This is a genomic window from Streptomyces sp. NPDC088762 (genome assembly GCF_044750905.1).
GTDB lineage: Bacteria > Actinomycetota > Actinomycetes > Streptomycetales > Streptomycetaceae > Streptomyces.
This window is the reverse complement of sequence record NZ_JBIVKT010000012.1, coordinates 154,059-177,431: the sequence shown is the minus strand read 5'-3', so window position 1 is coordinate 177,431 and position 23,373 is coordinate 154,059. Positions and strand designations below refer to the sequence as shown.

The following is a 23,373-nucleotide window of genomic DNA, read 5'->3' as shown; positions in this document are numbered from 1 at the left end:
GGGGCGCGTATCGGGATGAACGGGTTGATACTCGCCGCAGGGGCGGCGGCGCGACCGTCCCCGGTCCACGAATGGAGGGCGGTGCGGGATGCAGTTCGACGACGACGCCGATCTGGACACGTCCGAGGTCAAGGACGTGCGCGGGAGCCGCATCCCCGGCGGGAGGGCCACGGTCGGCGGCGGCATCATCGGCTTCGTCGCGCTGCTCCTGGGGCTGTTCTTCGGTGTGGGCCCGGAGGAGCTGGGGCTCTCCTCCGGGGACCAGGAGCCCGCGCCTTCCGCCTCGTCCGTCAACCAGGTGCAGCAGAGCTGCAGGACCGGGCGGGACGCGAACACGCGGGAGGACTGCCGGCAGGTCGCTGTGGTCAACAGCACGCAGGACTTCTGGAGGCAGGAGTTCACCAGGCGCGGGGGCACCTACACCCCGGCGTCGACGGTCTTCTTCACGGGCCGGGTGAACACGGCCTGCGGGGCGGCGACCTCCGCGGTCGGCCCCTTCTACTGCCCCGGTGACCGGCAGGTCTATCTGGACCTGGGCTTCTTCAACGACCTGCGCACGAAGTTCGGGGCGAGCGGCGGCCCCTTCGCCCAGGCGTACGTCGTCGCCCACGAGTACGGGCACCACATCCAGAACCTGACGGGGACGCTCCAGCGGGCCGGGGGCGGGCAGCCGGGGGCGAACAGCAACGCGGTCAAGGTCGAGCTCCAGGCCGACTGCTACGCGGGGGTGTGGGCGCACAACGCGACCCGCACCCCGGACGAGTCCACGGGCAGGCCGCTGATCACGAACCTGACCGACCAGGACATCAAGGACGGGCTGGACGCGGCGGCCGCGGTCGGCGACGACCGGATCCAGGAGAAGTTCCAGGGCCGCGTCACCCCGGAGTCGTGGACGCACGGGTCGGCCCAGCAGCGGCAGCAGTGGTTCTACCAGGGCTACCGCACGGGTGACATGGCCCAGTGCAACACCTTCGGCTGACGGCCGGTGACGCCTGCCATGCTGTGACGCGGGTCACCGTCACGAGAGGGAGTGATCGTCATGGCAGGCGTTCCGTCCATCTGTCCCACGCTGCTCTACCGCGACGCGAAGGCGGCCATCAGGCTGCTGACCGAGGCCTTCGGCTTCAGCCAGGTCGCGGTGTACGAGGGTGAGGACGGCTCGGTGGTGCACGCGGAGCTGGCCTACGGCAACGGCCTGGTCATGCTCGGCAGCAAGGGGAAGGGCGGCGTCTTCGACAAGGCCATGGGGGACGCGGGGCCCTCGGGGGTCTATGTGGTGGTGGAGGACGTGGACGCGCACCACCGGCGGGCCGCGGAGCACGGTGCGGAGATCCTGATGGAGCCCACCGACCAGGACTACGGCTCCCGCGACTACATGGCCAAGGACGCCGAGGGCAACATCTGGAGCTTCGGGACGTACGCGCCGCAGGTCTGAGCCCCCCCGGCGCGTCCCTTCGCTAGGCGCCGCCGGTGTGGACCTGGAAGGCGGCCCGGCGGACCGCCTTGGCCAGGGCCGGATCGGGGTGGGCCGCGGCCAGCGCGACCAGGACCTGCACGGTGCGCGGGTGTCCGACCGCCCGGACCTCGTCGAGCAGCCGGGGGACCGTGGTCCGGACGGCCGAGTCGAGGTGGCGGGCCAGCAGGTCGGCTTCGCCGTGGTCGGCGATGGCGGCCGCGGTGTCCACCCAGAGCCAGGTGGACTCCTCGGGGGTCAGGACGTCCTGGGCCTCGTCGGGGTCGACCCCGTCGTGCTCGGCGAGCCACAGCAGGGCGTAGGGGCGCAGGGCGGGTTCCCGTACGCTCGCGCGCACCTCCGGCTCGGCGGGGGCGCCGACCACGCGCAGTGCCTCGAAGGCGAGGCCGCGCAGCAGGGCGTCCTCGCCCCGGGCGGCCTGCAGGAGCTCGGCCACGGCGTGGCCGACGGGGCGGGCAGCGAGCCAGGCCTGGTACTCGGCACGGGCCGGGCCGGGGGTGAGCCGGGCGCAGCCGTGCAGCATGGCGGCGGCGGACTGCTCGATGTTCCCGGCGGGGCTCTGCGCGGCGACGCAGATCTGTTCCAGCTTGACCCAGACCGCCCAACTGCCCAGCGGGGTGAGGGTGGCCCGGGCGGGGCCGAGGGTGACGGCGTCCACGGCGGCGAGCCCGCCGAGCGCCCAGCGCAGCAGCCGGGCGAGCGGAACGGGCCGGCTCTCGGCGGAGCCGGCGGCCGCGGGCTCCGCGTCGTACGGGACTTCGCACCGCTCGTCGCGCAGTTCGGTGACGCGCTGCCCGAGCAGGTCGAGGAGGTCGGGGACGGTCACGGGACCGGCCGACAGCTGGAGCAGGGAAAGGAGTTGGGGCATCGCCTCGACGACTTCGGCGACGGCCGCGGGGGCGATGTCGGCGGGGGCCGGGTGGACGAGCGACCAGGCGTCGAAGAGCGCGACCCAGCCGCGCAGTACGGCAGCGTCGTCGCGGTCCCACGCGCGCAGCCGCCAGCCCGGCCGGGCGTGGCCGCCGTGGACCTCGACGAGGCCGGCGAGGCGGGCGCGGTCCCAGCCGACTCTGATCTGGCCGTGCGTCAGGTTCAGGTCGTCGGCGGCCCGTTCGACGTCGGCGGCGGGGAGGGCACCCGCGGGGGCGGGCCGCCCCCCGTCCCCGGCGCCGAGGTTGCGTTCGGCCCAGCGGGTCAGGCGTACGGCGTCGGCGAGCGAGGCCCGGGCCCGGTTCGCGAGGTCGGCCGTGGCGGGCGTGCCGGCCGGAGGCCTCTGGGCGGGCCGGGTACGCCGGTCCGTCACCGCCTTGCGGGCCATACCAACGGACCTCGGGTAGACGAGTCGGAGTCTGGAGTCGCGAGCCAACTGCTCATCAGGCTTTCGGGACGTCACGGAAGCAGTCTCGCCCGTCACTGGCCGAAAGCCCAAACGGAATCGGCCGTTTCCACTCCTCACCCGGGGTGCATACCGGCACGAACGGCCCCCGGTTCCCTGGCCGCCACACGGCCTTCACCGCCGCGTCACATGAGGGGGGTGAGGAAACGGCGCAGCGCTTCCTCGTAACCGGCCGGGTCGGCGTTCCACATCGCACCGTGCCCGGCCTCGCGCACCGTGCGCAGGGTGACGAGGTCGGGGCGGGCCGCGGCGAGCCGGCGGGAGGGCTCCCAGGGGGCGAACGTGTCGTCCGGGCCGTGGAAGATCAGTACGGGGACGCGCAGCGCGCCGGGGTCCGCGCCCGGGGCCCGGCGATCGGCGCGCAGCCCCGCGCGGCCCTCGGCGGCCCGGACCGCGAGCGGCAGCACCGCGGCCGGGGTGCGGCGCGCCGCGGCGAGGGCGCGCAGGGTGGCGTGCCAGTCGAGTACGGGCGAGTCCAGCACCAGTCCGGCGATCCGGTCGGCCAGCGCCGAGCGCTCGGCGGCGTGCAGGGCCATGGCGGCGCCGGTGGACCAGCCGTGCAGGATCACGCGGCGGGCGCCGTAGCGCACGGCGTAGCGGATGGCGGCGTCGACGTCCCGCCACTCCGACTCGCCGAGGTGACCGAGGCCGTCCGGGGAGGCGGGGGCGCCGAGGTCCCCGCGGTAGGCGAGGTCGAGGACGGGCAGCCGCTGGCGGTGCAGGAACGGCATGACCACCATCGGGTGCTCCCGGCTGCTGCCGAGCCCGTGCACGGTGATGACCCAGACGTCGCGGGCGGCGGGCACGAACCAGGCGGGCAGCGCGCCGAGCTCCCCGGGGACGTCCACGTCGGCGTGGTCGAGGCCGAGGGCGGTGCGCGGGTTCCCAAGGTGGACCTGGGGGGTGAGGGTGACGCGGGTGCCGGGGTCGAGGCTGCCGTGGGTGACGGCGAGCAGCCGGCGCACGACGGTGTCCGGTGCGTGCTCCACGTCGGGGAGGACCGGCCCGACCACGGCGTGCACCCCGGGCGCGTCCAGTCCGTACGTACCGGGGCGCAGGGAGCCGAGGGTGCGGGTCAGGGCGATCCGGCCGGCGGCGGTGGAGTGGACGCTGAGGCGCGGGCCGCCGGGCAGGGGGCGCCCGGGTTCGGGGCGCAGGGCCGCGTCGGCGGCGTACCGGGCGCCCGCGACCGCGGCCGCGCCGGCGCCCAGGAGCGTGGTGGTGACGGCCGCTGCCGTCGCTGTGGCGGTACGCACCGCTCCAGTGTCGAGGCGCACGCTCCGGCGGGCCACCGGAGGCGAATGTTCCGGTTTTGGTGCCCGTGGGGCGCGAGGGAGTGATGTAGGTCTCCTCCGAGGTCCCCGGAGGGACCGCCGAGGAGGCCGGCCGGCCGCGCGGAGGGGTTCGTTCACCCCGCTTTGACGTGCATTAATCGATATATCTACGCCAGAATCGGGACGAACGGCCCGATCACACGCCGCTCCAGTACACCGATCCGCCCGGGCCAGTTCACCTTCCGTTCATCCAGGTTGCCTACGGTCGCCGTGCCACTGACGCCAAACAGAAGCCTGGGTAAATGGAGCACATAACGCTTCTCCTCGGGATCGTGATCATCACCGCTCTCGTGTTCGACTTCACGAACGGTTTCCACGACACAGCCAACGCGATGGCCACCACCATCTCGACCGGCGCCCTCAAGCCCAAGACGGCGGTGGCCATGTCCGCCGTGCTCAACCTCGTCGGCGCGTTCATGTCCGTGGAGGTCGCCAAGACGATCTCCAAGGGCCTGGTCAACGAGGAAGGCATCCAGCCAGAGGTGATCTTCGCCGCCCTCGTCGGCGCGATCCTCTGGAACCTCGTCACCTGGCTGGTCGGACTGCCCTCCAGCTCCTCCCACGCCCTGATGGGCGGCCTGATCGGCGCCGCGGTCGCCTCCGCCGGCATCGACGCCGTCAACGGCAGCGTGGTCGTCACCAAGGTGCTCATCCCCGCCGTCGCCGCGCCCATCGTGGCCGGTGCGGCCGCGATGCTGGCCGCCAAGGTCACGTACAAGCTGGGCGGCAAGGTCGGCGAGAAGACCTCCACCAAGGGCTACCGCGCCGGTCAGGTCGCCTCGGCCGGTCTCGTCTCCCTCGCCCACGGCACCAACGACGCGCAGAAGACGATGGGCATCATCACGCTGGCGCTCGTCGCCGGTGGCGCCCTCTCCCCCGGCTCCAACCCGCCGGTCTGGGTCATCGTTTCCGCCGGCATGGCCATCGCGATGGGCACCTACCTGGGCGGCTGGCGCATCATCCGGACGATGGGCAAGGGCCTGACCGACCTCCAGCCGCAGCAGGGCTTCGCGGCCCAGACCTCGGCCGCCAGCGTCATCCTGGCCTCCTCCACCCTCGGCTTCTCCCTCTCCACCACCCACGCGTGCTCCGGCGCGGTCATGGGTGCGGGCCTGGGACGCAAGGGCGGCGTGGTCCGCTGGTCCACCGCCACCCGCATGTTCATCGCCTGGGGCCTGACCCTGCCGGCCGCCGCCCTCGTCGCCTCCGGCGCCGAGCTGGTCATGCGCACCGGTGACGTGGGCGTCGCCGCCGTCGCGGTCTTCCTGGTCGCCGCCTGCGCCGCCATCTGGTTCATCTCGCGCCGCCAGGTCGTCGACCACCACAACGTCAACGACGTGCGGCCGGCCGGCGACGAGGAGCCGGGTGTCGTCACCACGGCCATGGCCGCCGTCACCGTCCCGCCGACCGTCGCCGCTGCCGGTACCACCGCCGCGGTCACGGACGAGGACCTCAAGGCCACCATCCCGGCCGAGACGCCGGCCCCGACGACCGCCCCGGCTCCGGCCGCCGCGGTCTGACCGAGACCTGCAGAGACCGAGACACTCAGAAAGCGGCAGTATGAAGATCGACTGGGCAGCACTCGGCTCCGTCTTCGGGGTCAGCCTCTCCGCCACCGTCGCGCTCGTGGCCCTGTTCACCCTGGGTCTGGTGGGCCTCTCCAAGCACGAGACCGCCACCGAGCAGGGCGGCACCGCCACCCTGGCCCGCAGCGGTGCGTACGCCTGCTTCGCGCTCGTCGCGGCGGCCGTGGCGTACGGGATCTACCTGATCGTCGCCTGACACACCAGCGGTGAACGCTCCCTCCGGGTTTCTCCCGGGGGGAGCTTTCGCATGCCCCGGCGCGGCCGGCAGCAGGGCGGCCCCGGCCCGGCGCGACCGCAGGTCAACGGCGAGTTGACGGGCGTTCGCGGTGCGTGGTGGACTGCCCGAGCCAATACGGCGGCATGGAGAGGAAGTCCGGTGCGAATCCGGCGCGGTCCCGCCACTGTCACCGGGCAGCGCACACCGCCTGCGCGACCCGGGAGCCAGGAACTCTCGCCGCCGGACACGTCGAACCAGGGCGCGGACCCTGAGTGAGGACATACCTGCCACCATGCGTGCCGACCGCGTCTTCGCGTACGGCGTCACGGCGGGCCTGATCGGCGACCGGATCCTCGGGGATCCGCGCCGGGGGCACCCCGTGGCCGCCTTCGGACGAGCCGCCGCCGCCGTCGAGGGCGCCCTGTGGCGCGACGACCGCGCGCCGGGCGTCCTGCACACCCTGATCTGCGCCGGGGGCGCGGCCGCCGTCGGCGCGCTCGGCGCCCGCGCCGTGCGCTCCCGGCCCGCGGCCGCCCGTATCGCGCTGACCGCCGCCGCCACCTGGGCCGTCATCGGCGGCACCTCGCTCGGCCGGGAGGCCCGCGCCATCGGCGGCGCCCTCGGCGCCGGGGACGCCGAAGTGGCCCGGGAGCGGCTGCCGCACCTGTGCGGGCGCGACCCGCAGGCCCTGGACGAGCAGGAGATGGCCCGCGCCGTCGTCGAGTCGGTCGCCGAGAACACCTCCGACGCCGTGGTCGGCGCCCTGGTGTGGGGCGCCGTCGCCGGGGTCCCCGGGCTGCTCGCCTTCCGCGCCGTGAACACCCTGGACGCGATGGTCGGCCACAAGTCCCCCCGCTACCTGCGCTACGGCTGGGCCTCCGCCCGGCTCGACGACCTGGCGGGCTGGCCGGGGGCCCGGCTGACCGCGCTGGCCGCCGTCCTGGCCGGCCCCGACCGGCGGGGAGCCGTACGGGCGTGGCGCGCGGACGCCGCCGGACACCCGAGCCCGAACGCCGGACCGGTGGAGGCCTCCTTCGCGGGGGCCCTCGGCGTACGGCTCGGCGGAACGCTGTCCTACGGCGGGCGCGTCGAGCACCGGGCGGTGCTGAACGGCGCGGCGGGCCGGCCGGTGGAGGTCGCGGACATCGAGCGGGCCGTGCGGCTGTCGCGGCAGGTCACCTGGCTGGCCCTGGGCGCCTGTGTGGCGGTCCGGGCGCTGGCCACACGAGGACGGAAGGGCCGGCACATGAGGAGGGCGGGGGCATGAGCGGCGCGAAGCGCGGCGGCGGACTGCTGGTCGCGGGCACCACGTCGGACGCGGGCAAGAGCGTGGTCACGGCGGGCATCTGTCGCTGGCTGTCCCGGCAGGGCGTGAAGGTGGCGCCGTTCAAGGCGCAGAACATGTCGCTGAACTCCTTCGTGACCCGGGAGGGCGCCGAGATCGGCCGCGCCCAGGCCATGCAGGCCCAGGCGGCCCGGGTGGAGCCGACCGCCCTGATGAACCCGGTGCTGCTCAAGCCCGGCAGTGACCGCAGCAGCCAGGTGGTGCTGCTGGGCAAGCCGGTGGGCGAGATGAGCGCGCGCGGCTACCACGGGGGCCGGCAGGAGCAGCTGCTCGGCATCGTCACGGACTGCCTGGAGCAGCTGCGGGGCACGTATGACGCCGTGATCTGCGAGGGGGCGGGCAGTCCGGCCGAGATCAACCTGCGCCGGACCGACATCGTGAACATGGGCATCGCGCGGGCCGCGCGGTTCCCGGTGGTCGTGGTCGGGGACATCGACCGGGGCGGGGTCTTCGCGTCCTTCTTCGGGACGACGGCGCTGCTGTCGCCGCAGGACCAGTCGCTGATCGCCGGTTACATGGTGAACAAGTTCCGCGGGGACGTCTCGCTGCTGGAACCGGGCATGGAGATGCTGCGGGGGCTGACCGGGCGATCGACGTACGGGGTGCTGCCGTTCCGGCACGGGCTGGGCATCGACGAGGAGGACGGCCTGCGGGTCTCCCTGCGGGGTGCCGTGCGGGAATCGGTGGTGGCGCCGCCGGTCGGCGAGGACGTGCTGCGGGTCGCGGTCTGCGCGGTTCCGCTGATGTCGAACTTCACGGACGTCGACGCGCTGGCGGCCGAGCCGGGGGTCGTGGTGCGGTTCGTGGACCGTGCCGAGGAGCTGGCCGACGCGGACCTCGTCGTCATACCGGGTACCCGGGGCACGGTGAAGGCGCTGGAGTGGCTCCGGGAGCGGGGGCTCGCGGACGCGCTGGTGCGGCGGGCCGCGGAAGGCCGCCCCGTCCTCGGGATCTGCGGCGGCTTCCAGGTGCTGGGCGAGCGGATCTCCGACGAGGTCGAGTCCCGGGCGGGGGTGGTGGACGGCCTCGGGCTGCTGCCCGTACGCGTCCGCTTCGAGCGGGAGAAGACCCTGGCGCGGCCGGTCGGTTCCGCGCTGGGCGAACCGGTGGAGGGGTACGAGATCCACCACGGCGTGGCCGAAGTCCTGGGCGGCGAGCCGTTCCTGGACGGGTGCCGGGTGGGGGCCGTGTGGGGCACGCACTGGCACGGCTCGCTGGAGTCGGACGGTTTCCGCCGGGCGTTCCTCCGGGAGGTGGCGACGGCCGCGGGCCGCCGCTTCGTGCCCGCGCCGGACACGTCGTTCTCCGCCCTGCGGGAGCAGCAGCTGGACCTGCTGGGCGATCTGATCGAGGAGCACGCGGACACCGCGGCGCTGCTTCGCCTGATCGAGGGCGGGGCGCCGGCGGGGCTCCCGTTCCTCCCGCCGGGCGCGCCGTGACGGGCGGGGCCCTGCGGGGCCTGTCCCCTACCCGCCCTTCCACCGTTCCCCGGGGCTCCGCCCCGGACCCGCGTCCGTCTGCGGCGCCGCTCCCGGGGGCCAGCCCCCGGACCCCCGCGCCTCAAACGCCGGCGGGGCTGGAAGTGCGCTGCGCGCACCCCAGCCCCGCCGAGCGTGAAACCCAGCCTCGCCGGCGTTTGAGGCGCGGGGTCTGGGGCGGAGCCCCAGGGAACGGTGGAAGGGCGGGTAGGGGACCGCTCCGCGCAGCGGTACGCCACCGGCGACCCGCACCCCGTCCCCGCCCCGCCGCACGCCCGCGCACGCACACTCATATCCACCAAGGAGGGGCCACCGTATGAGCACGCCCTACCCGTTCACGGCCGTGGTCGGCCAGACCGACCTGCGCCTCGCGCTGCTGCTCAACGCCGTGAGCCCGGCGGTCGGCGGCGTCCTCGTGCGCGGCGAGAAGGGGACCGCCAAGTCCACCGCCGTACGCGCGCTGTCGGCGCTGCTGCCGCAGGTGGACGTCGTGCCCGGGTGCCGGTTCTCGTGCGCGCCGGGCGCGCCGGATCCGGCCTGCCCCGACGGGCCCCACGAGCCCGGCCCCGGCCAGGCACGGCCGGCCCGCATGGTGGAGCTGCCCGTCGGCGCCTCGGAGGACCGGCTCGTCGGCGCCCTCGACATCGAACGGGCCCTCGCCGAGGGCGTGAAGGCGTTCGAGCCCGGGCTGCTCGCCGACGCGCACCGCGGGATCCTGTACGTCGACGAGGTCAACCTGCTCCACGACCACCTGATCGACCTGCTCCTGGACGCCGCCGCGATGGGCGCCTCGTACGTCGAACGCGAGGGCGTCTCCGTCCGGCACGCCGCCCGGTTCCTCCTCGTCGGCACGATGAACCCCGAGGAGGGCGAGCTGCGGCCGCAGCTCCTCGACCGTTTCGGACTGACCGTCGAGGTCGCCGCTTCCCGCGAGCCCGCCCAGCGCGTCGAGGTGGTGCGCCGCCGGCTCGCCTACGAGGACGACCCGGCCGGTTTCGCGACCCGCTGGGCCGATGACGAACGGGACGTACGGGCCCGGGTGGTGGCCGCGCGCGCCCTGCTCCCGGAGGTGACGCTCGGCGACACCGCGCTGCTGCAGATCGCCGCGACCTGCGCCGCCTTCGAGGTCGACGGCATGCGGGCCGACATCGTGATGGCCCGGACCGCGACCGCGCTGGCCGCCTGGGCCGGGCGGACCGACGTACGGAAGGAAGACGTACGGCAGGCCGCGCTGCTGGCGCTCCCCCACCGGCGCCGCCGCAACCCCTTCGATGCGCCGGGCCTCGACGAGGACAAGCTCGACGAGATCCTGGACCAGTTCGAGGACGAGGACCCGGAACCCGACCCGGAGCCGGAGCCCGAGGGCCCGGACGGCGGCGACGGCGGCGACGGCGGTGACGGCGGTGACGGGGGCGGCCCCGACGGGGGCGGCTCGGTGCCCCCGCAGGGCGACGGCCCCCAGGCCTCCGACGCCCCGCCGGACACCACCGAGAGCTCCCCCGCGGACGCCCCCGAGTCCCCGCAGCCCTCCTCCCAGGGAGCCGGTGGGCCCGAACAGGCCGCCGTACGGGCCTCCGAGCCGTTCCGGACCAGGATGCTGAGCGTGCCGGGCCTCGGCGAGGGCGCCGCCGGACGGCGCTCGCGCGCCCGCACCGCGCACGGCCGGACCACCGGGGCCCAGCGCCCCCGGGGCAACCTGACCAGGCTGCACCTGGCGGCCACCGTGCACGCGGCCGCCCCGCACCAGAAGGCGCGCGGGCGCAGCGGCCCCGGCCTGGTGATCCGCAAGGACGACCTGCGCCAGGCCACGCGGGAGGGCCGCGAGGGCAACCTGGTCCTCTTCGTCGTCGACGCCTCCGGCTCGATGGCCGCCCGGCAGCGGATGAGCGCGGTCAAGGGCGCCGTGCTGTCGCTGCTCCTGGACGCCTACCAGCGCCGGGACAAGGTCGGCCTGATCACCTTCCGGGGTGCCACGGCCGAACTGGCGCTGCCGCCGACCTCCTCGGTGGACGCCGCCGCGACCCGGCTGGAGCGGCTGCCCACCGGCGGCCGCACCCCGCTGGCCGCCGGGCTGCTGAAGGCCCGCGAGGTGCTGCGGATCGAGCGGTTGCGCGATCCGTCGCGCCGGCCGCTGCTCGTGGTGGTCACCGACGGGCGAGCCACCTCGGCCGGTGCCGCCGGCGGGGGCCCGCGCGCGCTCTCGGCGCGCAGTGCCCGGCTGCTCCAGGCCGAAGGGGTCGCGTCCGTGGTCGTGGACTGCGAGTCCGGGCCGGTCCGGCTGGGGCTGGCCGGGGTGCTCGCCGCCGACCTCGGCGGGCCCGCCGTCACCCTCGACGGGCTGCGGGCCGACTCGCTGGCCGGACTCGTGAAGAACGTACGTACCGCGGTGACATCCGCCGCATCAGCCGACAGCAGCAACAGGAGGGCCGCGTAATGCCTCAGGGACAGCCGTCCGTCGTTCCGGACGACGGACTCACGACGCGCCAGCGCCGCAACCGTCCGCTCGTCTTCGTCCACACCGGCCCCGGCAAGGGCAAGTCGACCGCGGCCTTCGGGCTGGCGCTGCGCGCCTGGAACCAGGGCTGGCCGATCGGGGTGTTCCAGTTCGTCAAGTCGGCGAAGTGGAAGGTCGGCGAGGAGAACGCGCTCAAGGTGCTCGGCGCCTCCGGCGAGGGCGGCTCCGTCGTCTGGCACAAGATGGGCGAGGGCTGGTCCTGGGTCCAGCGGGACGCGCAGCTCGACAACGAGCAGGCGGCCAAGGAGGGCTGGGAGCAGGTCAAGCGGGATCTGGCCGCCGAGACCCACCGCCTGTACGTCCTCGACGAGTTCGCGTACCCGATGCACTGGGGCTGGATCGACGTCGACGAGGTCATCGAGGTGCTGCGGAACCGGCCCGGCACCCAGCACGTGGTGATCACCGGCCGCAACGCGCCGGAGAAGCTGGTGGAGTTCGCGGACCTCGTCACCGAGATGACCAAGGTCAAGCACCCGATGGACGCCGGCCAGAAGGGCCAGAAGGGCATCGAGTGGTGACCTCGTTCAACATTCCCCGGCTGGTCGTCGCCGCGCCGTCTTCCGGCAGCGGCAAGACCACCGTGGCCACGGGCCTGATGGCGGCCTTCTCGGAGCGCGGCCTCGCCGTGTCCCCGCACAAGGCCGGGCCCGACTACATCGACCCCGGCTACCACGCGCTGGCCACCGGCCGGCCGGGCCGCAACCTGGACGCCTTCATGTGCGGGCCGGAGCTGGTCGCTCCGCTGTTCGCGCACGCGGCGGCCGGGTGCGGGCTCGCCGTGGTCGAGGGCGTGATGGGCCTCTACGACGGGGCCGCGGGCCGGGGTGAACTGGCGTCGACGGCGCAGGTGGCGAAGCTGCTGCGGGCGCCGGTGGTGCTGGTGGTCGACGCGTCCTCGCAGTCGCGGTCGGTGGCGGCGCTGGTGCACGGCTTCGCGTCCTTCGACCCGCAGGTGCGGCTGGGGGGCGTGATCCTGAACAAGGTCGGCTCCGACCGGCACGAGGCGATGCTGCGGGAGGCGCTGGAGGAGGCCGGGATGCCGGTGCTCGGTGTCCTGCGGCGGGCTCCCCAGGTGGCCGCGCCGTCGCGGCACCTGGGCCTGGTGCCGGTCGCCGAGCGGCGGGCCGATGCGCTCGCCGCTGTCGCGGCGCTGGCCGAGCAGGTCCGCCAGGGCTGCGACCTGGACGCGCTCATGGCCCTGGCGCGGACAGCACCGCCGCTTGCCTGCGAGCCGTGGTCGCCGGCGAGTGCGCTGGCGCGCACCTGGGGCTCCGCCCCAGACCCCGCTCCTCTAACGCCGGAGGGGCTGGAAGTGCGCTCCGCGCCCTCCAGCTTGTCGGATGCAGGATTGCGGGGAGCCCCCATCGACGCTGCCGACGGGCAAAATCCAGCCTCGCCGGCGATTGAGGCGCGGGGGTCCGGGGTCGGAGTCCCCGGCAGCGGCGCCGCACTCGCGGACCTGGGGCGGGAGCCCGGCCGACGCCCGGTGATCGCCGTCGCCGGCGGGGCCGCGTTCACGTTCTCCTACGCCGAACACGCCGAGCTGCTCGCCGCCGCCGGAGCGGAGGTCGTCACCTTCGACCCGCTGCGGGACGAGGCCCTCCCCGAGGGAACGGCCGGCCTGGTGATCGGCGGCGGTTTCCCCGAGGTGTACGCCCCCGAGCTGTCCGCCAACGAGCCGCTGCGGGCGGCCGTGGCCCGGTTCGCCGCGCACGGCGGACCCGTGGCCGCCGAGTGCGCCGGACTGCTGTACCTGGCCCGCTCGCTGGACGGGAAGCCCATGTGCGGGGTGCTCGACGCCGATGCCCGGATGTCCGAGCGGCTCACCCTCGGCTACCGCGAGGCGGTGGCGGTCTCCGACAGCGCGCTCGCCGTCGCCGGGACCCGGCTGCGCGGGCACGAGTTCCACCGGACGGTGATCGAGCCGGGCGCCGGTGCGGCGCCCGCGTGGGGGTTCACGCACCCGGAGCGCCGCGTCGAGGGCTTCGTACAGCGGGGTGTGCACGCGAGTTACCTGCACACGCACTGGGCGGCGGAGCCGTCGGTCGCCCGGCGCTTCGTCGAAGCGGCGGCGGCCCGGCCGTGAGATCAGTCCGCCAGGCCCACCACGAGCCAGATCCCGGCCACCCCGCTCAGCGTGCACATCAGCGTGGACAAGGCGGGGTGCTTGTGGTGTGCCTCGGGCAGGATCTCGGCGGCCGCCAGGTACAGCAGGATCCCGCCGAAGAAGCCCAGGTACGCCCCGAGGGGTTCCTCCGGAAGGGTGAACAGCAGAGTGGACGCCGCGCCCGCCACCGGTGCGGCGGCGTCCGCGAAGAGCATCAGCAGGGCCTTGCGTCGGGCGTTCCCGTAGAGGCTGGTCAGGGTGTAGGTGTTGAACCCGTCGGCGAAGTCGTGCGTGATGACGGCCAGCGCCACGGCCACGCCCATGCCCCCGCCGACTTGGAAGGCCGCGCCCAGGGCCACGCCGTCGGCCACGCTGTGTCCGACCATGGCGGCGGCGGCCGTGAGTCCGACCTGGGGGACGCGGCCCCCGTTCTCGGCGCCGTGCGCGGCCTGACGTACGGCCAGGAGCCGTTCCACGACGTGCGCGACGAGGAAGCCGGCCACGAAGAGCAGCAGGGCGAGGGGTACGCCGAAGACGTCGTGCTCCGGGCCGCCCGCCGCCGCCAGGGCCTCCGGGAGCAGGTCGAGGCCGACGACGCCGAGCATGAGCCCGCCGGCCAGGCCCAGCACGAGGTGGCGGCGGTCGGTGACGCGTTGCGCCGTCCAGCCGCCCGCCAGGGTCATCAGGAACGCGCCCAGCGCCACCATCACGGCCATGTGCCCCTGAATACCGACTCCTCGCCCCGCGCGCACGTCCGCGCGCGGGTGGCCCGTGTTGGACTGTTGACGACTGACACGACCGGCCGGTGGCGGTCGCGGTGACTACGGAGGGAGGACCCCCGGTGGGCGAGTACGACGCGCAGCTGGTGGTCGGGGTCGGCGGACGCGCGGGGGTTTCCGTCGCGGAGGTGTGTGCCCTGGTCGAGGAGACGCTGCGGGGGGCCGGGCTGGCCTCGGGGTCGGTGACGGCGCTGGCCACGGTGGACTCCAAAGCGGGCGAGTCGGGGATAGCGGGCGCGGCGGAACGTTTCGGCGTGCCCCTCCTCAGCTACCCTGCCCACCAGCTGGCCGCGATCACGGTCCCGCATCCCTCGGACGCGGCGCGCACCGCCACGGGCACGCCCTCGGTGGCGGAGGCGGCGGCGCTCGCGGGGGGCGGCGAACTCCTCGTACCGAAGCGGCGGTCGGTGGCGGCGACCTGCGCGGTGGCCACCGCGCAGGCGCACGACCTGCGCCACCACGGGGACGCGGAGGTGATGGACGCGGGCTCGGCGCTGGTGGACCTCGCGGTCAACGTACGGGCGCACACACCGCCGGAGTGGCTCAGACAGCGGATCGCGGCGTCCCTCGGGGATCTCTCCGCATACCCCGACGGCCGGCCCGCCCGCGCGGCGGTCGCGGATCGGCACCGGATTCCGGTCGACCGGGTGCTGTTGACGGCCGGGGCGGCGGAGGCCTTCGTGCTGATCGCGCGGGCCCTGGCCCCGGTACGGCCGGTCGTGGTGCACCCGCAGTTCACCGAGCCGGAGGCGGCGCTGCGGGACGCCGGGCGCCGGGTGGAGCGGGTGGTGCTGCGGGCGCAGGACGGGTTCCGGCTCGACCCGGCGGCGGTGCCCGAGGAAGCGGACCTGGTGGTGGTCGGCAACCCGACCAACCCGACGTCGGTCCTGCACCCGGCGGCGACGCTGGCCGCGCTGGCCCGCCCGGGCCGGATCCTCGTGGTGGACGAGGCGTTCATGGACGCCGTACCCGGGGAACGGGAGGCCCTCGCCGGGCGGACGGACGTGCCGGGACTGGTGGTGCTGCGGAGCCTGACGAAGACGTGGGGGCTGGCGGGGCTGCGGATCGGCTACGTGCTGGCCGAGCCGGAGGTCATCGCCAAGCTGGCGGCGGCGCAGCCGCTGTGGCCGGTGTCCACGCCTGCGCTGGTGGCGGCCGAGGCCTGTATGGCTCCGGCGGCGCTGGCCGAGGCGGAGGAGGCCGCCCGGCAGATCGCGGTGGACCGGGCGCATCTGCTGGCCGGGCTCGCGGAGTTCGAGGAGGTCACGGTCGTGGGGGTGGCGGAGGGGCCGTTCGTGCTGATCCGGGTGGAAGGCGGTGCGGAGGTGCGCGCGCGGCTGCGCGCGCTGGGTTTCGCGGTCCGCCGCGGGGACACCTTTCCGGGGCTGGACCACTCCTGGCTCCGGCTCGCGGTCCGGGACCGGGCGACCACGGGGCGGCTGCTCCAGGCCTTGGACCACGCGCTTGCGCTGGCCGCGCGCTGACGGAGGGCTGGGGGCGGGGTCTGGGGCCGGGGGCGCCGTGGGGTGTCGTCCGGGACGGGCTTCGATGTTCGGCGCCCTGGGGGCTGGGTTGCACGGCGGAAGCTCGCGCCGAATTCATCTCGTTTCGGTCCCGGACGACACCCCACCGCGCCCCCGACCCCTCACGTTGACCGGGCCGCCCGGGAGGGGGCGCTACCTTACGAAGTCCGGCCCCGCCGGGAGACGACCAGCGCGCCCGCACCGATGCCGAGCAGGATCAGCGCGGCGCCCGCCACGTACGGGGTCAGCGAACCGCCGCCGGTCTCGGCCAGGTTGGCGTCGGTGGTGATCCCCGACCCGGTTCCCGTCCCGGTCTGCGGCTTGACGTCCGGCTTCGCGGGCGGGGTCGGCGCGGGTCCCTTCGGGGATTCGCAGTGCGCCTCGGCGAGTACGACCTCGCCCTCCACCTCGGCCACGCCCAGGTTCAGCGGGTTCACCGACACCTTCAGGCGGAGCGCGGCCGCGGCGGCCGTGGTGGACGTGGTCCTGGTGCCGGACAGCTCCAGGCTGACCAGGCCCACGCCCGGGACCTCGATCGTGGTGGGGCCGCCCGCCGACAGCGTGGTCCTCTTGCCGAGCGCGGTCACCGTCCCGAGGACGTTCGCGGTGGCCACGGGCTGCTTGCCGGCCTCGCAGACGGCCTTGGACGTGACCTTCTCCACCTCGATGAGCGAGAGCGCCGGCAAGCCCGGCACGTGCACCCGGGCCTTGGCGAGGTTGGCCTCCGCCTCGGCCCGGGTCTTGTCCGCGGTGGCCTTCGAGGTGGCCACGTCGGCGCGGAGCACGCTGACCGGCGCACCCCCCTCGACCCCGTCCAGGGTGACCGTCAGCGCCGTCTTCTCGGCGGGGGCCGCCGGGGCGCTCACCTCGTTGAGGGTCGCCTTCAGCGGGATGTGGACGGTCTTGTTGAGCAGGCCCACGTCCAGTCCGGTGCGCAGGACGACGGCGCCGGCCTTGCCCTCGCTCCCGGCGCCGCCGCCCGTGGCGAGGGCGGGCGGCGCGGTGAGCAGGGCTACCGCTCCCGTGGCGAGCAGGACGGCCGCGGGCATGCGGAAGGTGTTGCTGTTCAAGGTGGTGGAACCCCCGGGGAGATGGGTGCCGTCGCGCCGCCGATGGGGGACATCGCGGGCGCCGACGGCTTCGTCCCCGGAATCTTTACGCACTGTGAGTGAACGGGCGGCCACCTGGCGTGAGTTCACCCCAAAGGGTGGTTTCCACGCATGTATTCGATTTCCCCCGCCTCGTGAAGAACGTGAGTGCTCTCCTTTCCCAGGGTTCCCGACACCGGTCGTCCGCGCGACCGTTCACAACGACCGGGGAGCCGCCGATGTCACGCGCCGTCAACCCGGTGAGCCGCGGCGCTCAGGCCCGTACCGCGCCGTTCACGACGACCCGCAGCGGCCGCGCCAACTCCCCTACGTCCGCCCGGGGGTCGGCGGCGTAGACCACGAGGTCCGCCGGCGCTCCCTCGGTCAGACCCGGCCTGCCGAGCCAGGCGCGCGCCGCCCAGGCCGTCGCCGAAAGGGCGTCCAGCGGCGGGATCCCGGCCTTCACCAGCTCCGCCACCTCCGCCGCGACCAGGCCGTGCGGCAGGGAGCCTCCCGCGTCGGTGCCGACGTAGACCTGGATGCCCGCGTCGTAGGCGGCCCGGACGGTGTCGTACCGCTTCTCGTGGAGCCGTCGCATGTGCGCCGACCAGTCCGGGAACTTCGCCTCGCCGCCCGCCGCCAGCTTCGGGAACGTCGCCGTGTTCACGAGGGTGGGGACGATCGCGACCCCGCGCTCCGCGAACAGCGGAACGGTCTCCTCGGTGAGGCCGGTGGCGTGCTCGATGCAGTCGATCCCCGCCTCCACCAGATCGCGCAGCGAGTCCTCCGCGAAGCAGTGGGCCGTCACCCGGGCACCCAGCCGGTGCGCCTCGGCGATGGCGGCCTCCACCTCGGCGCGCGGCCAGCAGGGGGCCAGGTCCCCGGCCTCGCGGTCGATCCAGTCGCCGACCAGCTTCACCCAGCCGTCGCCGCGCCGCGCCTCGCGGCCCACGTACGCGACGAGGTCGGCGGGCTCGATCTCGTGGGCGTAGTTGCGGATGTAGCGGCGGGTGCGGGCGATGTGCCGGCCGGCCCGGATGATCTTCGGCAGGTCCTCGCGGTCGTCGATCCAGCGGGTGTCGGAGGGCGATCCGGCATCGCGGATGAGGAGGGTGCCGGCGTCCCGGTCGGTCAGGGCCTGGCGCTCGGCGGTCTCGGCGTCGACCGGACCGTGGGAGTCCAGGCCGACGTGGCAGTGCGCGTCGACCAGGCCGGGCAGGGCCCAGCCGGTCACGGTGGTGATCTCCCGGGCGGCGCGCGGGCGCTCGTAGGAGATCCGGCCCCCGACCACCCAGAGCTCGTCGCGGACCTCGTCCGGCCCGACCAGCACCCGCCCCTTCACGTGCAGCACTTCGCTCACATCGCTCATGTCGGCACTGTACGTGCGGGCTCGGTACGCTCGGCGGGTAACCCCGGACGAAGAGAGCAGCACCGTGACCCACCCCCTCCTGGACCTCCCGCCGCTCACGGCGGAGCGCTTCGCCTCGATCGAACGGGGGGTCGCGGAGCTGCTCGGCACCCGGCAGGACGTGGTGATCACCCAGGGCGAGGCGCTGCTGCCGCTGGAGGGCTGCATCCGGTCGGGCGCCCGGCCCGGTTCGACGGCGCTGAACGTGGTCACCGGCCCCTACGGGAACACCTTCGGCGGCTGGCTGCGCGACTGCGGCGCCACGGTGGTGGACCTGACGGTCCCCTTCGACACGGCAGTGACGGCGGAGCAGGTGGCGCGGGCGCTGGCCGAGCACCCGGAGATCGATTTCGTCTCGCTGGTGCACGCCGAGGCGGCGACCGGCAACACGAACCCGGTGGCGGAGATCGGTGAGGTCGTACGGGCGCACGGGGCGCTGTTCATGCTGGACGCGGTGGCGTCGGTGGGCGCCGAGCCGCTGCTCCCGGACGCGTGGGGCGTCGACCTGTGCGTGATCGGCGCGCAGAAGGCGATGGCCGGCCCGGCGGGCGTGTCGGCGGTGTCGGTCTCGGAGCGGGCGTGGGCCCGGTTCGCCGCGAACCCGGCGGCGCCGCGCCGCTCGTACCTCTCGCTCCTGGACTGGAAGGAACGCTGGATCGACGGCGGGCGCCGGACCCTGCTGCACGCGCCGGCGCAGCTGGAGATGCTGGCGCTGGAGGCCTGCCTGGACCGGATCGCGGCGGAGGGGCTGTCCTCGGTGACGGCCCGCCACGCGGCCGCCGCGGCGGCGACCCGTGCGGGCGCGGCGGAGCTGGGGATCACCCCGTACGTGGGCCGGGCGTCGGAGGCGGCGCCGGTGGCCACCACCCTGCGGGTCGCGGGCGCCGCGCCGGTGGTGGCCAAGGCGCTGGCCACGGATCCGGCGGTTCCGCTCGCGGCGGGGGGTGGCGCGCTCGCGCAGGAGATGCTGCGGGTCAACCACTACGGCACGGCGGCCGCGCTGCCCGTGGTCCGCGCCTCGCTGACGGCCCTCGCGGCGGCCCTGGGGGCCGAGCCCGGCGCGGCGCTCGCCGCGGCGGAGTCGGCGTGGGCGGCTGCCGCCGCGGCGTGAGCCGGCTCGCCCTCCCGGCGCGCCGGGCCTCGGCCCCCAGGGCCGCCCGCCTGATCGTGCTCGCCCTCGCAAGCCCCCGGTCAGGAGAGGACGTCGAGGAGCCGGTCCACGTCCGCCTCGGTGGTGTAGAGGTGGAAGGAGGCCCGCAGGGCGCCCGCGCGGGCACTGGTGGCGATGCCGGCCGCCTGGAGGGCGGGCTGGCGGTCGGCGAGCCCCGGCACCGAGACGATGGCGGCCTCGCCGGGCACCGGCTCGTGGCCGAGGCGGGCGAGGCCGGCCCGGTAGCGGGCGGCCAGGGCGGTGTCGTGGGCGTGGATCGCCTCGATGCCGATCCGCTCCAGCAGGGCCAGTGAGGCCTCGGCCGCGTGGTAGCTGAGGAAGGCGGGGGACTCGTCGAACCGCCGCGCGTCGCGGGCCAGTTCCCCCATCGGCCCGTAGATGTCGTCCCAGAGGGACTCCGCCACCACCCACCCCGCGTGCAGCGGCGTCAGGGTGTGCTGGGCCTCCTGCGACACGGTCATGTACGAGGCACCGCGCATGCCCAGCAGCCACTTGTACCCGCCGGTGACCGTGTAGTCGTACGGGGAGGCATCGAAGGGCAGCCAGCCCACTGCCTGCGTGGCATCCACCAGCATCCGGGCCCCGTGGGCGGCGGTCGCCGCGCGGACGGCGGGCAGGTCCGCCATCCGGCCGTCCGCGGACTGCACGGCGCTCAGCGAGACCAGTGCGGTGTCCGGGCCGACGGCCTCGGCGAGGGTTTCCAGCGGCGCGAAGCGGACCTTGAGGTCTCCCCGCACCACGAACGGGTTGATGACGGAGGCGAAGTCGTCTTCCGGGCAGAGGACTTCGGCGCCCGGCGGGAGGGAGGCAGAGACGAGACCGGCGTGGGTGGACACGGCCGAGCCGACGGACACCCGCTCCACGCCCACCCCCACGAGCCGCGCGAAGGCGGCACGGGCCCGGTTCACCCGGTCGAAGTCGCCGAATCCGGCGGGGATTCCGGCCCCCGCCGCGTCGGCCAGCTCCCGTACGGCCGCGACGGCGGAACGCGGGAGCACCCCGCAATTTGCGGTGTTGAGGTAGGCGGTGGAGTGCGCGAACTCGGCACGGGTCGCTTCGGCGAGGTCAAGATCCATGAGGTAACTCTGCGCCAGAAACAACCCAAAGTCCATTGCCGAATTATCCGTGGCGTCCCAAAGAAATGCTTATACCGGCGGGACTGTGCAGGCCTCGCCGGGCTCGCACGCCCCGGCGCCGGCGTCCGGTTCGGGCACCTCGCGCCCGGCCCAGGCCTGCTCCAGGGCGCGGGTGAACACCTCGGCCGGCTGTCCGCCGGAGATCCCGTAGCGGCGGTCGAGGACGAAGAACGGCACGGCGTTGGCGCCCAGTTCGGCGGCCTCGCGCTCGTCGGCCCGGACCTGGTCGGCGTAGGCGGAGTCGTCCGCGAGGACGGCGCGGGCCTCCGCCTCGTCCAGCCCGGCCTCGACGGCGAGCGCGATCAGCACCTCGGGGTCGAAGACGGACCGCTCCTCGCCGAAGTTGGCCCGGTAGGCCAGGTCGAGCAGCTCCTCCTGGCGGCCCCGGGCCTCGGCCAGGTGCAGCAGGCGGTGGATGTCGAAGGTGTTGCCGTGGTCGCGCCCGTCGATCCGGTACTGCAGACCCTCGGCGCGGGCGCTCGCCGCGACGTGCTCCTCCATGGCGCGCGCCTCGTCGAGGGTGCGGCCGTACTTCTTGGCGAGCATCTCGGTGACGGGCGCGGTGACGCCCTTGGCGGCGTTGGGGTCGAGCTCGAAGGACCGGAAGACGACCTCCACCTCGTCACGGTGCGCGAACTCGGCCAGCCCCTTGGTGAAACGGGCCTTGCCGATGTAGCACCAGGGGCAGGCGATGTCGCTCCAGATCTCGACGCGCATGATCCTTCTTCTCTCCGGGTCCGGGGAACGAAACAGTTCCCGCTTCAACGACCTGGGGGTCCGTCTCATTCCCCGGACGGCGGGGGCACCGAGAGCCACAGGACGCGGTGGGATCCGGAGGCGGTGGGGTGCGGCTCCGGGAGCCAGCCGTGGGTGGCGTAGAAGGCCTGGGCGCGGAGGTTGTGCGTGTAGACCTCCAGGCGGACCCGCTGGATTCCGGCGCTGCGCCATGCGTCCAGGCATGCGGCGTGGAGGGCGGCTCCGGTGCCCTTGCGCCAGTGGACCGGGTCGACGTGCAGCTGGGTGAGGGTGGTCTCGCCGTCCGCGGTGCGGAAGGCGGCGACCCCGGTGAGCTCGCCGTCCTGCTCGGCGCACAGGACCCCGCCGTCGGCCTGGGCGCGGGCGACGGCCCGGGACCAGCCCTCGCGGGTACGGGCGAGCTCGGCCGCGCCGCTGTAGGCCTCCTCGGGAATGCGGCCCTCGTAGTAGGTCGCGCGGGCCCGGGCGTGGAGGGCGGCGATCGCGTCGAGGTCGGCGGGGCGCGCGATACGGATCATGGAGAGGGAAACGCGCCGGGAACCGTCTCGGTTCCCGGCGCGCCGGCCGCACGGCCCGCGGGCTACTTCTTCAGCCACGCCTCCATCATCTTCTGGGCGATGGGGGCGGCCAGCTTGCCGCCGCCGATCTCGGAGCGGTCCGTGTCGGAGTTCTCGATCACGACGGCGACGGCGATCTGCTTGCCGTCGAGCTTCCCGTACGAGGTGAACCAGGCCAGCGGCGGCAGGCTGTTGTTCACGCCGCGCTGGGCGGTACCGGTCTTGCCGCCCACCTCGGCGCCCGGCACCTGCGCGCTCTTGCCGCCGCCCTCGGTGGCGACCGTCCGCATGGCGTCGCGCAGCATCGAGGCCGTCTTCTCGCTCATGACCTGCTGGGACTTGGGGTCCTCGAAGCTCTCCAGGACGTTGCCGCCGGCGTCGGTGACCTGGGAGACCATGTGCGGGGCGACAAGCTTGCCGCCGTTCTCGATCGCGGCCGTCACCATCGCCATCTGGAGCGGGGTGGCCTGCACGTCGAACTGGCCGATACCCGTCTGCGCGACCTGGTCGACCGACATCTTCTTCGACGGGTACTTGCTCGGCGGGTTGGTGCGGACCGGGGTGTCGATCTGCGTGTTGAAGCCGAGCTTCTCGGCCATCGCGCGCATCTTGTCCTGGCCCAGCCTGTGCGCGAAGTCGGCGAAGACGTTGTTGCAGGAGAGCCTGAGGGCGGTGCGCGGCGAGGCGTTGTGGCACATCTCGTCCGGGACCTCGCTCTTCAGCTTGGTCCTGGTGCCGGGGATCGTGTAGTCGCCGGGAACGGAGGTGTTCTGGTCGATGGAGGAGACCAGCCCGTTCTCGATCGCCGCGGCGAGGGTGACCAGTTTGAAGGTGGAGCCGGGTGCCTGCGGCTTGCGCAGGGCCACGTTCTCCATCGCCTTGCCCTTGTCGGCGGACAGCTCCTCCCAGGCCTCCGTGTCGTTGGCGCCCGTGATCCGGCCCGGGTCGTAGGAGGGGTTGTTGACGACCCCCAGGATCCGGCCCGTCGAGGGGTCGATGGCGACGGCGGCGCCCTGCTTGCCCTGGAGCGCGTCGTACGCCGCTTTCTGCACGTCCGGGTCGATGGTCGTCAGGACGTTGCCGGGGGCGGCCCGCTTGTTCGTGAGCATGTCCATCATGGTCTTCAGCCGGCTGTCGGAGCCGTTGAGGACGTTCTTGTAGACGCCCTCCAGCATGCTCGTGCCGAAGGCCTGCGAGCTGTATCCGGTGATCGGCGCGTAGAGCGGGCCGTTGGTGTAGGTCCGCTTGTAGCCGAAGTCCTTGCCGCCCGTCCTGGTCGAGCCCGTGATCGCCTCCCCGCCCACGATGATGTTGCCCAGCGGGTTCTCGTACTGCCCGATGAGGTTGCGCCGGTTGTTCTTGTCGTCTGCGAGGGCCTGGCCTTGGTAGGCCTGCACCCAGGTGACACGGACCAGCAGGGCCAGCACCAGGAGCAGGCAGAAGACCGACGCTCGCCTGATCGTCTTGTTCATCCCCCAGAAGGACGCACCAGCCGCACCGGGC

General features: G+C 74.2%; 19 protein-coding genes, 1 pseudogene and 1 riboswitch. Of the genes and pseudogenes, 11 read left to right on the top strand and 9 right to left on the bottom strand.

What is annotated here, in order from left to right:
• Positions 1-88: 88 nt before the first annotated feature.
• Positions 89-979 carry a neutral zinc metallopeptidase gene (locus ACIP5M_RS25455; RefSeq protein WP_401201011.1) on the top strand — a complete coding sequence of 297 codons (891 nt, stop codon included), beginning with the start codon at positions 89-91 and terminating at the stop codon, positions 977-979.
• Between the two features lie 60 nt (positions 980-1,039).
• Complete coding sequence (locus tag ACIP5M_RS25450; protein ID WP_401201009.1) at positions 1,040-1,435, top strand: VOC family protein; 396 nt, start codon at positions 1,040-1,042, stop codon at positions 1,433-1,435.
• 22 nt (positions 1,436-1,457) lie between these two features.
• On the opposite strand, the gene ACIP5M_RS25445 is transcribed toward ACIP5M_RS25450, so the two are convergent.
• On the bottom strand, positions 1,458-2,867 hold the full coding sequence (locus ACIP5M_RS25445) for a hypothetical protein (RefSeq protein ID WP_401201007.1): 1,410 nt from the start codon (positions 2,865-2,867) through the stop codon (positions 1,458-1,460).
• A 128-nt stretch (positions 2,868-2,995) separates the two neighbouring features.
• Entirely contained in the window at positions 2,996-4,126 is a 1,131-nt protein-coding gene (locus tag ACIP5M_RS25440) for an alpha/beta hydrolase family protein (RefSeq protein ID WP_401201004.1), read from the bottom strand.
• 320 nt (positions 4,127-4,446) lie between these two features.
• Between ACIP5M_RS25440 and ACIP5M_RS25435 the strand changes: the two genes are divergently transcribed.
• The 7 genes and pseudogenes from ACIP5M_RS25435 (at position 4,447) to ACIP5M_RS25405 (ending at position 13,431) form a co-directional block, all read left to right on the top strand.
• On the top strand, positions 4,447-5,724 hold the full coding sequence (locus ACIP5M_RS25435) for an anion permease (protein ID WP_401201002.1): 1,278 nt from the start codon (positions 4,447-4,449) through the stop codon (positions 5,722-5,724).
• Positions 5,725-5,764: 40 nt separating this feature from the next.
• Positions 5,765-5,986, top strand: a complete 222-nt coding sequence (locus ACIP5M_RS25430; protein ID WP_401201000.1) for a hypothetical protein — start codon at positions 5,765-5,767, stop codon at positions 5,984-5,986.
• 168 nt (positions 5,987-6,154) lie between these two features.
• Positions 6,155-6,241, top strand: a riboswitch (cobalamin riboswitch).
• A gap of 58 nt (positions 6,242-6,299) precedes the next feature.
• On the top strand, positions 6,300-7,274 hold the full coding sequence (locus ACIP5M_RS25425) for a cobalamin biosynthesis protein (protein WP_401200997.1): 975 nt from the start codon (positions 6,300-6,302) through the stop codon (positions 7,272-7,274).
• Positions 7,271-9,150: pseudogene (locus ACIP5M_RS25420) on the top strand (cobyric acid synthase). The gene ACIP5M_RS25425 and the pseudogene ACIP5M_RS25420 overlap by 4 nt, the downstream one beginning before the upstream one ends.
• Entirely contained in the window at positions 9,147-11,264 is a 2,118-nt protein-coding gene (locus ACIP5M_RS25415) for a putative cobaltochelatase (protein WP_401200995.1), read from the top strand. The pseudogene ACIP5M_RS25420 and the gene ACIP5M_RS25415 overlap by 4 nt, the downstream one beginning before the upstream one ends.
• A complete protein-coding gene (gene cobO, locus ACIP5M_RS25410; RefSeq protein WP_053678569.1) occupies positions 11,264-11,863 on the top strand; it encodes a cob(I)yrinic acid a,c-diamide adenosyltransferase in 600 nt (199 codons plus the stop codon). Before ACIP5M_RS25415 ends, cobO begins: the two co-directional genes overlap by 1 nt.
• On the top strand, positions 11,860-13,431 hold the full coding sequence (locus tag ACIP5M_RS25405) for a cobyrinate a,c-diamide synthase (RefSeq protein ID WP_401200992.1): 1,572 nt from the start codon (positions 11,860-11,862) through the stop codon (positions 13,429-13,431). Before cobO ends, ACIP5M_RS25405 begins: the two co-directional genes overlap by 4 nt.
• Before the next feature lie 2 nt (positions 13,432-13,433).
• On the opposite strand, the gene ACIP5M_RS25400 is transcribed toward ACIP5M_RS25405, so the two are convergent.
• The gene (locus ACIP5M_RS25400) at positions 13,434-14,168 is read right to left on the bottom strand and encodes a ZIP family metal transporter (protein ID WP_401200989.1); all 735 of its coding nucleotides are present in this window, start codon (positions 14,166-14,168) and stop codon (positions 13,434-13,436) included.
• Positions 14,169-14,293: 125 nt separating this feature from the next.
• On the opposite strand from ACIP5M_RS25400, the gene cobC reads away from it, so the two are divergent.
• Positions 14,294-15,715, top strand: coding sequence for an Rv2231c family pyridoxal phosphate-dependent protein CobC (gene cobC, locus ACIP5M_RS25395; RefSeq protein WP_401200986.1), 1,422 nt, complete (start codon positions 14,294-14,296; stop codon positions 15,713-15,715).
• Positions 15,716-15,912: 197 nt separating this feature from the next.
• Here the strand turns inward: cobC and ACIP5M_RS25390 are convergent, their stop codons facing one another.
• Together ACIP5M_RS25390 and ACIP5M_RS25385 are read right to left on the bottom strand one after the other, a co-directional pair.
• Positions 15,913-16,824 carry an SCO1860 family LAETG-anchored protein gene (locus ACIP5M_RS25390; protein WP_401200983.1) on the bottom strand — a complete coding sequence of 304 codons (912 nt, stop codon included), beginning with the start codon at positions 16,822-16,824 and terminating at the stop codon, positions 15,913-15,915.
• 292 nt (positions 16,825-17,116) lie between these two features.
• Positions 17,117-18,211, bottom strand: a complete 1,095-nt coding sequence (locus ACIP5M_RS25385; RefSeq protein ID WP_401200981.1) for an amidohydrolase family protein — start codon at positions 18,209-18,211, stop codon at positions 17,117-17,119.
• 64 nt (positions 18,212-18,275) lie between these two features.
• Here ACIP5M_RS25385 and ACIP5M_RS25380 point away from each other — a divergent pair, with 64 nt between their 5' ends.
• The gene (locus ACIP5M_RS25380) at positions 18,276-19,361 is read left to right on the top strand and encodes a pyridoxal-phosphate-dependent aminotransferase family protein (protein ID WP_401200978.1); all 1,086 of its coding nucleotides are present in this window, start codon (positions 18,276-18,278) and stop codon (positions 19,359-19,361) included.
• Positions 19,362-19,441: 80 nt separating this feature from the next.
• On the opposite strand, the gene ACIP5M_RS25375 is transcribed toward ACIP5M_RS25380, so the two are convergent.
• From ACIP5M_RS25375 to ACIP5M_RS25360, 4 genes are all read right to left on the bottom strand, one after another.
• On the bottom strand, positions 19,442-20,497 hold the full coding sequence (locus tag ACIP5M_RS25375; protein ID WP_401200975.1) for an aminotransferase class V-fold PLP-dependent enzyme: 1,056 nt from the start codon (positions 20,495-20,497) through the stop codon (positions 19,442-19,444).
• A 69-nt stretch (positions 20,498-20,566) separates the two neighbouring features.
• Positions 20,567-21,274: a DsbA family oxidoreductase gene (locus tag ACIP5M_RS25370; protein WP_401200973.1), complete on the bottom strand. Its 708-nt coding sequence runs from the start codon at positions 21,272-21,274 to the stop codon at positions 20,567-20,569.
• 65 nt (positions 21,275-21,339) lie between these two features.
• Positions 21,340-21,831 carry a GNAT family N-acetyltransferase gene (locus ACIP5M_RS25365; RefSeq protein WP_401200970.1) on the bottom strand — a complete coding sequence of 164 codons (492 nt, stop codon included), beginning with the start codon at positions 21,829-21,831 and terminating at the stop codon, positions 21,340-21,342.
• A 62-nt stretch (positions 21,832-21,893) separates the two neighbouring features.
• Positions 21,894-23,342, bottom strand: coding sequence for a peptidoglycan D,D-transpeptidase FtsI family protein (locus tag ACIP5M_RS25360; protein ID WP_401200968.1), 1,449 nt, complete (start codon positions 23,340-23,342; stop codon positions 21,894-21,896).
• Positions 23,343-23,373 lie beyond the last annotated feature (31 nt).

Coding starts and splice junctions, on each gene's coding strand:
- ACIP5M_RS25455 (WP_401201011.1), top strand. CDS start 89: ATGCAGTTCGACGACGACGCCGATCTGGACACGTCCGAGGTCAAGGAC.
- ACIP5M_RS25450 (WP_401201009.1), top strand. CDS start 1,040: ATGGCAGGCGTTCCGTCCATCTGTCCCACGCTGCTCTACCGCGACGCG.
- ACIP5M_RS25435 (WP_401201002.1), top strand. CDS start 4,447: ATGGAGCACATAACGCTTCTCCTCGGGATCGTGATCATCACCGCTCTC.
- ACIP5M_RS25430 (WP_401201000.1), top strand. CDS start 5,765: ATGAAGATCGACTGGGCAGCACTCGGCTCCGTCTTCGGGGTCAGCCTC.
- ACIP5M_RS25425 (WP_401200997.1), top strand. CDS start 6,300: ATGCGTGCCGACCGCGTCTTCGCGTACGGCGTCACGGCGGGCCTGATC.
- ACIP5M_RS25415 (WP_401200995.1), top strand. CDS start 9,147: ATGAGCACGCCCTACCCGTTCACGGCCGTGGTCGGCCAGACCGACCTG.
- cobO (WP_053678569.1), top strand. CDS start 11,264: ATGCCTCAGGGACAGCCGTCCGTCGTTCCGGACGACGGACTCACGACG.
- ACIP5M_RS25400 (WP_401200989.1), bottom strand. CDS start 14,168: ATGGCCGTGATGGTGGCGCTGGGCGCGTTCCTGATGACCCTGGCGGGC.
- ACIP5M_RS25385 (WP_401200981.1), bottom strand. CDS start 18,211: ATGAGCGATGTGAGCGAAGTGCTGCACGTGAAGGGGCGGGTGCTGGTC.
- ACIP5M_RS25375 (WP_401200975.1), bottom strand. CDS start 20,497: ATGGATCTTGACCTCGCCGAAGCGACCCGTGCCGAGTTCGCGCACTCC.
- ACIP5M_RS25370 (WP_401200973.1), bottom strand. CDS start 21,274: ATGCGCGTCGAGATCTGGAGCGACATCGCCTGCCCCTGGTGCTACATC.
- ACIP5M_RS25365 (WP_401200970.1), bottom strand. CDS start 21,831: ATGATCCGTATCGCGCGCCCCGCCGACCTCGACGCGATCGCCGCCCTC.
- ACIP5M_RS25360 (WP_401200968.1), bottom strand. CDS start 23,342: ATGAACAAGACGATCAGGCGAGCGTCGGTCTTCTGCCTGCTCCTGGTG.